The following is a 12,411-nucleotide window of genomic DNA, read 5'->3' on the forward strand; positions in this document are numbered from 1 at the left end:
AATATCAATATATTACACACCGCGCCCGAGCGGGCTTTTGCGTTGCGCCATCACAACTGAAAGCACCGTGGAAGCAATGTTGGTGACGCACCCTCGCTGCCTGACCCGCTCAACGTGAGAACCTTGGCGTTGAAGAAGGCGAAGGGATACCATGATCCTGTGTTAGGTCGGCTAGGTGCCAAGGGATTGCAAGGCCCGAAACACCGGGTGGAAGAGCTGAAATTGATTTAGACATTCTTCCCTAAGACCTGCCTGGGTTACGATGGGTTGGGCGGTAAGATCTGTCCAAACGGTAAGCCCCTTGCGGCGCAGAAGGTCCAGATGGGGGTGGTCACTCGAATAGCCTGACGGTCCACGCTTCAACTCGGGCTCGCTGATCCTGACATTCCTGGCCGTAAGATCATTGATGATTGCCATGAGGTCATCGCCCGCTGGTCCTGCTACGCCGGTCCGGTACTTCTCTAGGGCTGCTTTTTCATATTGGAAGACGCCGCACCCAAGGGACAGGCAATCCGGGGACAGCCCGAAATGCCAAAGCGGGGGCTGATCTCCGCAATCGCCGGGTATGAAAGACATGCGCAGATGAGGATTATAGGGTGTCTTGTCGTTTGAGAACCGCACGTCTCGATGAATACGATAGATCTTGACCGAATGGGGCATGTGCGTCATCTCGGCCAGCGCCTGTGACATCTGGGCCGCAAATTGTTCTGCGGGCTGTTTGATCGCGGCCTCATAGATCTGTTTGTTGGCGTGAAACCACTCGCGTCGGTTATTGGCTCGCAGTTCAGAAAGAAACTGAAGGGCCTCGGGCGAAAAGCAGCGGAACTGGTCCATCATCTTCTCCTGATATTCAACTTTTCGGCGGCAGGCTGGCGGCGTGCGCCAGGCACAGGCTCAGCCAGTCACCCAGCGCAGCCGGATCGCAGTCGGCCTCGTCTACAACGACAAACCCACTGAGTTTTCGCTTTCCGTGGACAATCGGGTTTGCAAACGGATTAGAAAGCGCCTCGGTCTCTTTGGCCTTGCCGACACGGAACATGAACCGTCCAAACCCGTCTTTGTCGCGGCGCGCGCCGCACAACATATTGCCGTTCAGAAAAAAGCAGGTGCCACCCATCATCCGCATTTCGGAAATTCCAATATGCGCCTCGAGGGCGAGGCGCATACGTTGATTCAGGTGTTCATCATTTGGCATCAGACTGATCCCGCCAACTGCCAAAGAATTGACAGGGACAAGACGAGCATCACCAATGTTGTCAGTGCGGCACCGATCACCCGACCTTTGCCGTCGGGGGTGGAACGCAGGCTGACATAGTGTACGGCGCGGGCCACCAACAGCACAAGACCGCATCCGCCGACCAGCCAGTCTGAGGCACCGGCAATTTCCGCCCCCGCCAAAGCCAGCAGCGCCAGAGGAACATATTCAGTAAAGTTCCCATGTGCCCGAATCCGCCGCAGCAGTTCGTCGTCATCCCCGTGCAGCAGTAAAACTCCGGTCTGGGATCGTCTGATGCCTACAAGAATTCCCATCGGAATACTCATAAGCACAAAGATTGCTGTCACAAGCAGAGCGATTTGCGGTGTGTGTTCCATGGGAATTCTCCTGTCTGCCCAAGATTAAGACGCCATGCTTTCATAAGTAATCAACGCAAACCGAGCGCCTTGTGGGTCGTTCAGAGTGGCCATCCGGCCGACCCCGGGCATATCTATGGCGGGTTGCAAGACTGAGGCTCCCTGTGCAACTGCGGCTGCTAGGCTGTTATCGACATCAGCAACCGTAAAATAGATCGTCCAGTTTCCATCCGTCTCGGGCATGGGCGAGAACCCTCCGATTGGCGTTTCACCAACCACCGCGGCGGCATAGCTTGACCCGTCCTGCATCGGCATCTCGTTAATGTTCCAGCCCAGCACATTTTTGTAGAATTGCTTGGCCTTGGTCTGGTCTGGCCCGGAATGCCCGATCCAGCCCGAGTTTCCAACGGTGGTCATGTCCAGAATGCTCATCTTTATCTCCCTTTGATTGCCCGCTGCATGCGGGACTGAACAAAGGACGCGTGAGGATCGGCCTTTCCTACAACTGGTTCAAATCTTTTTCACAGGCGGCGATTTCTTTCAGGACCGCCACACGTTCCGGTCCCGTCGGGCCAAGGTTCAATACGCGGTTAAGGGACTGGATCGCGGCGGGAAGATCGCCGATCTCTCGCAACATTGCCGCGCGCAAGGCATGGAACCAGCGATAAGACGCCAGATCATTCGCCAAGGTATCTAACGCAACAAGCGTGCGGCGTGGGCCATGAACCCTGGACCCGGCGGCGATCTGGTTCAGGCGGATGACAGGTGAGGGCTGGAGGCGATAGAGCGCGGCATAATGCGCCTCGATCAGAGACCAGTCGGTATCTTTTGTCGATTGGGCATGCGCATGAACGGCGGCGATTGCGGCCTGAATACCGTAAACACCAACTTGGTTCAGCCGTTCGGCCTTTTGCATCAGGGCTGTCGCTTCGGCGATGTTGGCCTTGTCCCAAAGGGCCCTGTCCTGATCTTCCAGGGCTACAAGCTCACCTTGATCGTCTAGCCGTGCTTCACGACGGGCATGTTGCAGAAGCAACAGGGCCAGCAGTGAAATCTGCTCGGCCATCGTCGGGAACAAGGCAACCAGCAGCCGGGCCAGACGTATCGCCTCCTCGCATAGTTTGAGCCGGATTTGCACCGGGCCACCCGAGGTTGACCAGCCTTCGTTGAACATCAGGTAGATCATCAAAGACACTTCGCCCAAACGCGCAGCCCGCTCCTGTGGCGTGGGTGTTTCAAAAGCGACAGAACTTCCTGCGATCCTTTTCTTGGCGCGGGTAATTCGCTGTTCCATTGCCTTTGTACTGACAAGGAAACCACGGGCGATTTCTTCGACACGCAACCCGGCAACAATTTTTAGGGCCAGCGCAATCTGGTCTTGCCGGCTTAGGTCCGGGTGACAACAGATGAACAGCAGGCGCAGAACATCGTCGCGCAGCTCGTCCGGATCTGGTGGGTCATCAGCCATGGAATGAAATTCTTCCCTGTGGCGGGTCAGGATTGCGCTGCGGCGCTGGGATTTGCGCAAACCATCCAGCCCGGCATTACGGGCGGTGGTCAAAAGCCAAGCTAGCGGATCGCGCGGCGCGCCTTGTTTGCGCCATACGGTCAAGGCCTTTAGACAGGCTTCGGCAAATGCATCTTCGGCAAGGTCGATGTCCCGGAAATATCGCGTCAGGGCCGCGATGGCCTGCGGGCGTTGCTGCAAGAACGTGGCCTCTAGCCAATCCGACACGCGGTCAATCCAAGGTCATCGACCCGCCTGCCCAGGCGGCGGGGCGGACCTCAAGCCGGGCGACAGGTGACGAGATCATTCGCGCATGTTCAAGCGCCTCATCCAGATCGTTGAACTCGGCCAGATACAAGCCCAGAAAACTTTCTTTCGTCTCAGCGAACGGGCCGTCGACGATCATAGGTTGCAGAGTTTCGGCAGCCGCGGGTTCGACTGTGACAGCCGTAGTCGGGGGCATCAGTTTGACAGACAGGAAATCCCCGCGCTGCCTGAGGGCATTCTGTAGCACCGTATGTCCTGCCATGACATCGTCCTGACGGTCCTGTGGCAACGCTTCGAACACACCCGCCTGACCATAGATCGAGATTGCATAGATCATTTTTACCTCCGCGATGTTGGTTTCATCCTGCTAGGACGCGCGAGGCTTTGCAAATCCGACACTCATTTCACCGATCTGCACAGTTTCTGCAGATCTTCTGCACCCGAGCTTCCCGACCTTTGGGTCAAACCAGTCCCTTAAAACACAAGAGGGAAGAAATGGCGCAGCAACTTATAATTTCTGGAGTTCCGAATTCTGTGGCGCTGGACGCTTGGTGGCTGTCGGAAGAGACAGTGATTTCAGGTACCAAGGGCCCGCCGGGTTCAACCCCGGCGTTTGCCACCGATGGTCGCGCGTGGCGCTTGATCGGGTCTATCTTGCTGGTCGCGCTGGCGGATTACCTGTTCTGGGGACATCAGGCGGGTGTGTCTCTAGCGGTCTTTGCTGTGGCGGTCTTTTTGTGCGGCCTGCCCGCGGATCGGTCTGGCAAAGGGGTGCTTATGCCCGCAACGGTTTTGGTGCTGAGTGTTTTGCCGGTCGTGGATTTCGTTCAACCATTATCGGTCGCGTTTCTTTTGTCCGGGCTCGTCGTTGCGATTGTCTGGGTCAGGCACCCGAAAGGCCAGGTTCTGGAACTGCTTTTGCTGGCGCTGGGGTTTCTGACTGATCTTCCAAAGAACTGGCTTGGCCCGGTCCGCGCGATACCCGGCCTGAAAACCACGATTGTCAGCGATGCCGGAGGCGGCTGGACGCGGGTTCGGCAGTTCCTGCGCAACTGGGGTCTGCCGATTGGCGGGACGATGGTTTTTGTTACCTTGCTGGCCGAGGCGAACCCGGTATTCCAATCCCTTGTCACCCCGGATATCGCCTTTGGCCACCTGCTGCAGCGCGCCCTGTTCTGGGGAGGGATTGCGCTGATCATCTGGCCTTTTGTCGATAACCACCCGCTTCGCGGACTGAACCCGCGACCATTCGCAGGCCCTCAGACAATCCCCGGCCTCAACGGTGGTTCGGTCCTGCGGGCGCTCTGGGTGTTCAATGCACTGATTGGTGTTCAGACTGTGCTGGACCTTTCGATTCTGCTGGGCGGGGCCTCATTGCCCGAGGGGATGAGCTATGCATCCTATGCCCATCGCGGCGCATATCCGTTGCTGGTAACGGCGCTGCTGGCCGGTGCATTCGCCCTGGCAGCGCGGCCGTTTCTGGATGAAAATCGGGTGCTGAAACCGCTGATGGTGTTGTGGCTGGCACAAAATGTGGCTCTGTGCGGTGCGGCGTTGATGCGTCTGGATTTATATGTCGGCACCTATGGCCTGACCTACCTGCGTATCTATGCGCAGATCTGGATGGGTCTTGTTGCGGCAGGTCTGGCGCTGGTTGGGTGGCAAATAGCGTTCAGGAAATCCAATAGTTGGTTGATCGCGCGAACCGGCATTCTGAGCATACTGGTCCTCTATTGCGCCAGTTTTGTGAATTTTGCCCATGTGATCGCGACCCGAAACCTGAAACTGCCCGAACCGGACTATGCCTATCTGTGTTCGTTGGGGCCCATGACCGGGATGCATAACAGCTACGGGTATCCGAATTCGCTGTGCTATTTTGAAGCCGACCCGATCAACAGCTGGCAGGAATGGGGCTTTCGAAAGTGGCGCCTGTCCCGCTATGGTGCCGGTCTGAGCAGTATCGGTCCGGGTATATGAATATCTTAGTTGTCGATGATGATCCGCGGTTGCGTGAAGTTGTGCGTCTGGGGCTGGAACGCGCTGGCTACAGCGTTTCGACCGCCGCCAACGGTCAGGAAGCCGTAATCAGCACGTTTCGCGACGAACCGGACCTGATCGTTCTGGATGTTGGCCTGCCCGAACTGGATGGCTTTGCCGTATGTCAGAAAATTCGAACCCGTTCGGACGTCCCGATCCTGTTCCTGACCGCCCGCGATGATGAGGTCGACCGAATTCTGGGGCTGGAACTTGGGGCCGATGACTACGTGACCAAGCCTTTTAGCCCGCGCGAACTGGTGACGCGGGTCAAGGTGATCCTAAGGCGCACCAATCGCATTGTGGCGGCGCCGGGAAATCTGCGGCACGGCCCCTTGACCTTGGACCGGACCGCAAGACTCTGTGCTTGCCACGACACGGAAATTGCCCTGACCGGGACTGAGTTTCAGATCATGGTGATGTTGATGGAAACACCGGGCCGTCTTGTTCCCCGCACGGCCCTGATTGCCGAGATTTGGGGCGCGCGCAGCCAGGTCTCGGACAGGACCTTGGATAGCCACCTGCGGAACCTGCGGAACAAACTGGCAGAGGTTGGTTTGCCCGACGCGGTGGAAACCGTGCATGGACAGGGCATCCGGATGCGGAGGCTGGGGTGACCAGGCGCTGGCGACCTTCATTGGCATTTGTGCTGGGCGGTGCGCTGGTCGGGACATTGGGTCTGTCATTCGCGGGGCTGGTGGCCCTGCGTTATTTGGGTCCTGAATTCGGCTTTCGGAACTCTGCCCTGGTTCTGGGCGGAGTGATCTTTCTTGCAACATCTGGGCTGGGCTGGTTGCTGGTACGGTTGCTGTTGCGTCCAATCAAAGCCTTGCAGGCCTATGCCGGGGCGCAAGAGGCCGGAGCCCGCGCCGTGCCAATTCGGCATTTCGGCACCAAAGAGCTTCACCAGACCGCAACTCAGGTCGTCACCATGGCCGAGGCGCTGCGTGACCGTGAGGCGACCATCCGGTCTTATACCGATCACGTCACGCATGAGTTGAAATCGCCGGTAACCGCAATCCGCGCGGCGGTTGAGATGCTACAGGACACCCCGGATGGCAGCGATGACTCCAAAGCCCTAATCGCGCAGATCGACGGCGCGCGTCAGCAGATCGAAACCCAGCTTGCAGCACTTCGTGATGCCGCCCGCGCGCGCGAGGCCCGATATGTCGGGGCAAGCACCCTGCGCGATGCGTTGCCTGGGGCGCCTCCGCTTGAGCTAAACCTGTCCGGGGCGGATGATATCGCATTCCCGATTTCGGCCGAGGGGTTGCGGATCGTTCTGGGCCATATTCTGCAAAACGCCAAAGATCATGGGGCCAGCGCGGTGGATCTGCGCTCCGAAGAAGCTGGAAATGCGGTTATTCTGACCGTGTCCGACAATGGGGCGGGGATTTCGCCTGGTAACGTCGACCGCGTGTTCGATCCATTCTTTACCACCCGCCGGGAAAGCGGCGGGACCGGTATGGGTCTGGCTATTGTCCGTAACATCCTGTCTGCGCATCGCGGTGAAATCGAAAACCTGCCCGCCCCATGTGGCGCGTGCTTTGAATTGCGGTTTTTCAGGTTCTAATCGGGGCCATAGGCCGTTCGTGTATTGGCCCCGAATGTTTGACAGAATTGATCACTGTCGGGCAGGCAGTGGAAGGCAACCGGGCAGGCCCGCAGGCAGGACCAGCCGTGCCCCGTGCCGGTAAAGCGATTGGGCGAACCCACTGCTATCCGATGTGACCGTGACACTGACTTGCGAAGAGCCGATGACCGCTATGTCATCCGGTAGATTTCGCATCAGCCCCTCTGAGGGAAAGACCACGACATAGGCAGGGGCCTCGTCCGTTATCAACGCGACGACCGCCAGAACCGACAGCCATCCAAGCACCATAAGGGGGATGGCTGTCAGGAGTGATCTAATAGTCATGGATATGCTCAAGCGTCAGGCCGTCCCCCTGGATCTGGCGCAGACGCTGAGAGAGGTCCGGAACCTTGACCAGTATCAGATGACGATAGTCCCCGAACCCTTGTCGTTGGGCGCTGAAGATTGCATCCGGCGCAGTTGGTTGGTCCGACAGGGCGGTGAACAGAATGTCGTCATTGCCAGCGATCTCGACAATCTCGACCCCCGCGCTGGCCATTTCCGCCAGTAGGTTGGTCAGGGTGCGGTAGCGTGGCGTTTCGACCTCAAACCCGTTCGGGCCTTCAGAGATAAACTTCACGCCGGGATAGGCAGACAGGCTGTCTGCACTGGCACCGGTGATGATCATCCGCAGCGTCAACTCATCAGCGCCGACCTGCGCAACCGCCTGTTCGATCACGCCCGCATAGGCCTGTTTGGCACTGTATTCCAAACCCAGCGCAATCGCTCTCTCGCTGTCGCGCAGGGTGCCGCTGTTTTGGTCGCTTAGGCTCTGGGCGTCGTCGGCGAAGGGCCATTTATACCAGGGAACCTGTTGCAGGAACGCGGCATAGGCGGCGGCCTGCTGTGCCGACACATCATCCAGCGGCGCCCGTTGCGAGCCCCGCAAGACAGTGGCCAGCCGACCGAGGGTTTCTTCATAGGCGGCCTTCAGCGCCAGTTCAGCGGAAAAGCTGGCACCGATCACATAGACCATCTGTTTGGTGGCCCCATCAACCTGACCGAGAGCGGAGGCGGTCCGATTCAGATCGCAGAGCGACCCCCAAAACCCGGTGATACTGCTCCAGAACCCGTAATCATGGGGATCGCCGGTGCGCAGAACCTCGGCGTAATCCTCATAGGCGTGGACAATGTGCCACTCGGGATAAGTCATCAGCGTGCGGGTTTCGGCCCGGTGATGTGCCGGGTCGATCAGGGCGGTATAAGCCGGGGGCTGACCCGTACCACGGCAGCTTGTTTCCACATAGAGGATCGGAGCAGCCAGCGCGATCCCGGCAAGGATCAACACCAGAATCAGCCGTTTGGTCCACCGCAGCAGGAACCTCATGCAGTGTGTCTCCGGTCCCGCAGCCCGGCCCAGGCGGCAACGCCGCCAAGCGCCAGATGCGGCAGGTTGGCAAACAGGCGGGGCAGGGACAATTCCGGCCCGGCCGATGGGTTTGTAAAGATACCCAGATCAAGATAGCCATAACCGGTGAAAAACCCGAACACGCCGTCCCCCAGATAAGCCAGCCCGAACAGGATCAGAAAGCTACGAGCCGCGCGGTGTGACAACAGCCCGGCGATCAGCGCCCAAAGGGCCGAGGCCACGTGCAGCGCATCGTCATAGATATCCAGTGCGAAAATGCCAAAGGCCAGACCATCCTGATCCGTCAGGCCGGGAATATAGTTCAGCGATGCCGCAATCATCAGCGCGACAAAGTAAACCAGACAGAGTTTTTGAAGGTTGCTCATAGACGCCCCAGATAGCTGTCCCAAAGGTTGTTCCGCAGAACCAGTTGCGGATCAAGCTCTCGTTTTGCCTGCGCAAACCCTTCCGCATTGGGGTAGGCTGCAGTCAGTTGATCCAGTGTCGCATGTGGCCTGTACGGCAGGTAATAGGTTCCGCCAATCGCCACGATCCCGTCGATCAGCGCCCGGGTCATCCGCGCCATGTCGGCTTCGCCGCGTTCGGTCAGTTCCTGGCTGAACGACATGACAGCGGCGATCCGCGGTTCGCTTGCATAGGATAGAACGGCCTGATCGTCCTGTGCGACATAGCGCAGCGTTACGTTCAGAAACTCTTGATACGAGGCCGGAATTACCGCGCGGCACACTGATAAGAAATCGTCGAACGCATCGAACCCCACGAAATACTCGTGCAGGATGTCGGTCCGGTCCGGGTTGCGGTCGTCCAGAGTCACAACCGGTTCGTTGATCAAAGTGTTCCGCGTCGCCTCACCCGAACCCAGCGCTGGGCCCAGCCGTGTTTCATTCCACCAACGGAAGGATTTGAAGGGCTCGCTGCCCAGTTGAGCCCGGTACAGACGGCTGGCCGCATGCGACATCCACCCCGACCCGGACGCTGGTGGCAGGTCCGACTGGTCCGAGCCTTCGCGATATGTCACCAATAGCGCTTTCTCGAAAAACGTATCGCGTTCAACATTCAGGCGGCCATAGGCCATTGTGACCGCCGGGTCGTCAATCGCCGCACGAAAGGCCGAGGCAAACGCTCCTGCTTCCAGAATGTCGAAACCCGGCGTCAGGCGTGAATTTGGAACCATCTCGACCTCAAGGTCCACGATCACGCCGATCAACCCGTACCCGCCCATCGCCAGATTGAACAGCTCGGTGTTCTCGGTAGGCGAACAGGTCACCAACTCATCCGAGGGCAGGATCATGCGCAACGATCGGACCGTCGCCCCCATCGGGCCAAAGGGAACCGGCCAGCCATGTGCATTGACCGAATAAGTGGCGGCGACACCGAAATCATTATTTGACTGCATGACTTTGGGGGACCAGCCTGCGGGATCAAGCTCTGCGATGACCTGCGACCAGCGGGCTCCGGCATGGGTCAGATAGGTCCCGGCTGAACCGTCGATCTGAACCGATCCGTTGTCAAAGGTAATCGCTGTGCCGTTGCGGGGAATGGCTTGCCCACCCATGGAATGCCGCGCGGCCCCAATGTTGACCGGGCGTCCTTCTGATCTGGCCTCCGAAAGCTCTTGCCGGATGGCGGCGATCAGCGTGTCTCCGGGGTCATCGCTGAGCACCAGATGTTTGTGGATCGGTGTCGGTGACAGTCCGCTGGCGTCATTCATCACTTTGTCGCCGGTTTCCGCAAATGTCCTTCTTGTGCCTTCATAGACAGGTAGGTCCGGTCCCAGCCACCGTGACGCAACCCATCCTGCCAACCCTCCGCCGGCAAACAAGGCCGCCCTTCTGGTAAGTGTTTTCATCTTTCGATTTCTCCCGAAGTTAACTGGGACATCTGATCAAGAATGATTTTAAGCGCAGTTTGAAATTTCTGCGGGCCTCAATCCGGGGTATGTGCCTGACCCCTGCCAAGGTGTCCATTTGGGCATCGGGTCAAAGAATGTGCAAGTCCATGGCCTGCTGTACCGGCGCAAAGGTGTCCTAGTTGCCCCAGATCAGGCCGACGGGTACCTGCAGCATGGCGATCCGCCGTGGTCAGCAGATTCGGGCAAGGTCCAAGGACCAGTTTTTTGACCGCAAGTGGCTCGAAACTTGGCTTCATTCTCGGAATGTTCAACCGGAAGGCATGTTTTGCAAACTGCGGAAATCCGTACTTGTAAGACGGTCAGCGGTCACAGCTTGGCGTAAGCTTTCCGCTACGTAAGTTCATGCGCGCACGGCAGATTTGCGTCGGGGCATCCGCCAAACTGCCGTTTTTTTGCTCAATCAGGTGTTGCAACTGTAACGATGATCTGGATGATCAGGACCACCAAGGCCGTAAAAATGGTCTGTCGTCCAAAGGGCGATATTAACAAAAAGGGGAGTTACAAATGATTCTAAGAAACCTGATGATCGCTGCAAGTGCGACGGCGCTGATGGCGGCGGGCGCTTCGGCGGAAACGCTGCGCTGGGCGCGGGCCGGTGATGCGCTGACGCTGGATCCGCATTCGCAGAATGAGGGTCCGACGCACACCGTGCGACACCAGATTTACGAGCCTCTGATCATCCGCGACGTGACCGGTGCATTCGAGCCCGCGCTGGCGACCGAGTGGGGCCCCAAGGCCGATGACCCGAATGTTTGGGTCTTCAAGCTGCGCGAAGGCGTGAAATTCCATGACGGTGCGGACTTCAACGCCGAAGATGTGGTGTTCAGCTTTACCCGAGCCAAGCAACCTAATTCCGACATGAAAGAGCTGATCGGCTCGATCGTCGAAGTGCGCGCAGTTGACGATTTCACCGTCGAGATTGTCACAGATGGTCCGAACCCGATCCTGCCGTCGAACCTGACCAACCTGTTCATTCTGGACAAGGGCTGGGCCGAGTCGAATGACACCGTCAATGTTCAGGATTTCGAAGGTGGCGAAATCACCTATGCCACCACCAATGCCAACGGAACGGGTCCCTATGTTCTTCAAAGCCGCGAGCCTGACATCAAGACGGTGATGGTGCGCAACGACAACTATTGGGGCATTGACCAGTTCCCGATGGAAGTGACCGAGATCATCTATACCCCGATCCAGAACGCTGCGACCCGCGTTGCGGCGATGCTGTCGGGTGAGGTGAACTTCCTCCAGGATATGCCGGTGCAGGACATTGAACGCGTCAATGGTGTCGACGGTCTGATGGTCAAGCAAGCCCCGCAGAACCGGGTGATCTTCTTTGGTATGAACCAGGGTGCCGACGACATCGAGGCGGATAACGTGGACGGCAAGAACCCTCTGGCCGATGTGCGGGTGCGTCAAGCGATGTCGATGGCGATTAACCGTGATGCGATCAAGCAGGTCGTGATGCGCGGCCAGTCGCAGCCTGCAGGCATGATCGCACCTCCCTTCGTGAATGGCTGGACCTCTGACATGGACGGCGAATCCTCCACCGATCTGGCCAAGGCCAAGGAACTGATGGCAGAGGCAGGTTATGGCGATGGCTTCTCGCTTCGGCTGGACTGCCCGAATGATCGGTACATCAACGATGAAGCTATCTGTCAGGCGGCTGTTGGGATGCTGGGCCAGATCGGCGTGACCGTGAATCTGGACGCCAAGCCAAAGGCACAGCATTTCCCGCTGATCACCGATGGCAAGACAGATTTCTACATGCTGGGTTGGGGTGTGCCGACATATGACTCGGAATACATCTTCAACTTCCTTGTTCATGGACGCGAAGATGACATCGGCACGTGGAACGGCACCGGTTATCAGGACGATGCGCTGGACGGGAAGATCAAGTCGCTTGCCTCGAATACCGATCTTGACGCTCGGAATGCCGACATCGCCGACATCTGGCGGGTGGTGCAGGACGAAGCGCTTTACATCCCCATTCATCACCAGGTTCTGAACTGGGGTATGGCCGACGGTGTGGGCATCGAAGTGGATGCCGAAGATCAGCCTAAGGTCAAATATTTCACTCTGAACTAAGCCATTCAGATCAGTGATTTGGCAGGGCGCGG

General features: G+C 58.1%; 14 protein-coding genes. 4 read left to right on the forward strand and 10 right to left on the reverse strand.

Annotation, left to right across the window (positions count from 1 at the left end):
• Window positions 1-171: 171 nt before the first annotated feature.
• From AC2FIZ_RS12490 to AC2FIZ_RS12515, 6 genes are all read right to left on the reverse strand, one after another.
• Window positions 172-834: a DUF2461 domain-containing protein gene (locus tag AC2FIZ_RS12490; RefSeq protein WP_281973861.1), complete on the reverse strand. Its 663-nt coding sequence runs from the start codon at window positions 832-834 to the stop codon at window positions 172-174.
• Between the two features lie 16 nt (window positions 835-850).
• Complete coding sequence (locus AC2FIZ_RS12495) at window positions 851-1,195, reverse strand: TfoX/Sxy family protein (protein WP_142638450.1); 345 nt, start codon at window positions 1,193-1,195, stop codon at window positions 851-853.
• Window positions 1,195-1,593 carry an MAPEG family protein gene (locus tag AC2FIZ_RS12500; RefSeq protein WP_142638448.1) on the reverse strand — a complete coding sequence of 133 codons (399 nt, stop codon included), beginning with the start codon at window positions 1,591-1,593 and terminating at the stop codon, window positions 1,195-1,197. The genes AC2FIZ_RS12495 and AC2FIZ_RS12500 overlap by 1 nt, the downstream gene beginning before the upstream one ends.
• Window positions 1,594-1,617: 24 nt before the next feature.
• Complete coding sequence (locus AC2FIZ_RS12505; protein WP_142638446.1) at window positions 1,618-2,004, reverse strand: VOC family protein; 387 nt, start codon at window positions 2,002-2,004, stop codon at window positions 1,618-1,620.
• A gap of 67 nt (window positions 2,005-2,071) precedes the next feature.
• Window positions 2,072-3,307 (reverse strand): RNA polymerase sigma factor, encoded by a 1,236-nt coding sequence (locus AC2FIZ_RS12510; protein ID WP_185956713.1) that lies wholly within the window; start codon window positions 3,305-3,307, stop codon window positions 2,072-2,074.
• 4 nt (window positions 3,308-3,311) lie between these two features.
• Window positions 3,312-3,683 (reverse strand): YciI family protein, encoded by a 372-nt coding sequence (locus AC2FIZ_RS12515; protein ID WP_142638441.1) that lies wholly within the window; start codon window positions 3,681-3,683, stop codon window positions 3,312-3,314.
• A gap of 158 nt (window positions 3,684-3,841) precedes the next feature.
• On the opposite strand from AC2FIZ_RS12515, the gene AC2FIZ_RS12520 reads away from it, so the two are divergent.
• The 3 genes from AC2FIZ_RS12520 to AC2FIZ_RS12530 are packed head-to-tail and all read left to right on the forward strand — an operon-like array spanning window position 3,842 to window position 6,953.
• On the forward strand, window positions 3,842-5,323 hold the full coding sequence (locus AC2FIZ_RS12520; protein WP_281973859.1) for a DUF4153 domain-containing protein: 1,482 nt from the start codon (window positions 3,842-3,844) through the stop codon (window positions 5,321-5,323).
• Window positions 5,320-5,997 carry a response regulator transcription factor gene (locus tag AC2FIZ_RS12525; protein WP_142638437.1) on the forward strand — a complete coding sequence of 226 codons (678 nt, stop codon included), beginning with the start codon at window positions 5,320-5,322 and terminating at the stop codon, window positions 5,995-5,997. Before AC2FIZ_RS12520 ends, AC2FIZ_RS12525 begins: the two co-directional genes overlap by 4 nt.
• Complete coding sequence (locus AC2FIZ_RS12530) at window positions 5,994-6,953, forward strand: sensor histidine kinase (protein ID WP_496791094.1); 960 nt, start codon at window positions 5,994-5,996, stop codon at window positions 6,951-6,953. The genes AC2FIZ_RS12525 and AC2FIZ_RS12530 overlap by 4 nt, the downstream gene beginning before the upstream one ends.
• Before the next feature lie 51 nt (window positions 6,954-7,004).
• Here AC2FIZ_RS12530 and AC2FIZ_RS12535 read toward each other — a convergent pair whose 3' ends face one another.
• The 4 genes from AC2FIZ_RS12535 to AC2FIZ_RS12550 are packed head-to-tail and all read right to left on the reverse strand — an operon-like array spanning window position 7,005 to window position 10,231.
• Window positions 7,005-7,298, reverse strand: a complete 294-nt coding sequence (locus AC2FIZ_RS12535) for a hypothetical protein (RefSeq protein ID WP_142638434.1) — start codon at window positions 7,296-7,298, stop codon at window positions 7,005-7,007.
• A complete protein-coding gene (locus AC2FIZ_RS12540) occupies window positions 7,288-8,340 on the reverse strand; it encodes a hypothetical protein (protein ID WP_496751173.1) in 1,053 nt (350 codons plus the stop codon). The genes AC2FIZ_RS12535 and AC2FIZ_RS12540 overlap by 11 nt, the downstream gene beginning before the upstream one ends.
• The gene (locus tag AC2FIZ_RS12545) at window positions 8,337-8,747 is read right to left on the reverse strand and encodes a hypothetical protein (RefSeq protein WP_142638430.1); all 411 of its coding nucleotides are present in this window, start codon (window positions 8,745-8,747) and stop codon (window positions 8,337-8,339) included. The genes AC2FIZ_RS12540 and AC2FIZ_RS12545 overlap by 4 nt, the downstream gene beginning before the upstream one ends.
• Window positions 8,744-10,231 carry an FAD-binding oxidoreductase gene (locus AC2FIZ_RS12550; RefSeq protein WP_282027286.1) on the reverse strand — a complete coding sequence of 496 codons (1,488 nt, stop codon included), beginning with the start codon at window positions 10,229-10,231 and terminating at the stop codon, window positions 8,744-8,746. The genes AC2FIZ_RS12545 and AC2FIZ_RS12550 overlap by 4 nt, the downstream gene beginning before the upstream one ends.
• A gap of 567 nt (window positions 10,232-10,798) precedes the next feature.
• On the opposite strand from AC2FIZ_RS12550, the gene AC2FIZ_RS12555 reads away from it, so the two are divergent.
• On the forward strand, window positions 10,799-12,379 hold the full coding sequence (locus AC2FIZ_RS12555; RefSeq protein WP_185956712.1) for an ABC transporter substrate-binding protein: 1,581 nt from the start codon (window positions 10,799-10,801) through the stop codon (window positions 12,377-12,379).
• The last annotated feature ends 32 nt before the right edge of the window (window positions 12,380-12,411 follow it).

The sequence above is a fragment of the Ruegeria sp. CDSB022 genome (assembly GCF_059611145.1).

Coding starts and splice junctions, on each gene's coding strand:
- AC2FIZ_RS12555 (WP_185956712.1), top strand. CDS start 10,799: ATGATTCTAAGAAACCTGATGATCGCTGCAAGTGCGACGGCGCTGATG.
- AC2FIZ_RS12525 (WP_142638437.1), top strand. CDS start 5,320: ATGAATATCTTAGTTGTCGATGATGATCCGCGGTTGCGTGAAGTTGTG.
- AC2FIZ_RS12545 (WP_142638430.1), bottom strand. CDS start 8,747: ATGAGCAACCTTCAAAAACTCTGTCTGGTTTACTTTGTCGCGCTGATG.
- AC2FIZ_RS12495 (WP_142638450.1), bottom strand. CDS start 1,195: ATGCCAAATGATGAACACCTGAATCAACGTATGCGCCTCGCCCTCGAG.
- AC2FIZ_RS12505 (WP_142638446.1), bottom strand. CDS start 2,004: ATGAGCATTCTGGACATGACCACCGTTGGAAACTCGGGCTGGATCGGG.
- AC2FIZ_RS12540 (WP_496751173.1), bottom strand. CDS start 8,340: ATGAGGTTCCTGCTGCGGTGGACCAAACGGCTGATTCTGGTGTTGATC.
- AC2FIZ_RS12490 (WP_281973861.1), bottom strand. CDS start 834: ATGGACCAGTTCCGCTGCTTTTCGCCCGAGGCCCTTCAGTTTCTTTCT.
- AC2FIZ_RS12535 (WP_142638434.1), bottom strand. CDS start 7,298: ATGACTATTAGATCACTCCTGACAGCCATCCCCCTTATGGTGCTTGGA.
- AC2FIZ_RS12550 (WP_282027286.1), bottom strand. CDS start 10,231: ATGAAAACACTTACCAGAAGGGCGGCCTTGTTTGCCGGCGGAGGGTTG.
- AC2FIZ_RS12500 (WP_142638448.1), bottom strand. CDS start 1,593: ATGGAACACACACCGCAAATCGCTCTGCTTGTGACAGCAATCTTTGTG.
- AC2FIZ_RS12520 (WP_281973859.1), top strand. CDS start 3,842: ATGGCGCAGCAACTTATAATTTCTGGAGTTCCGAATTCTGTGGCGCTG.
- AC2FIZ_RS12515 (WP_142638441.1), bottom strand. CDS start 3,683: ATGATCTATGCAATCTCGATCTATGGTCAGGCGGGTGTGTTCGAAGCG.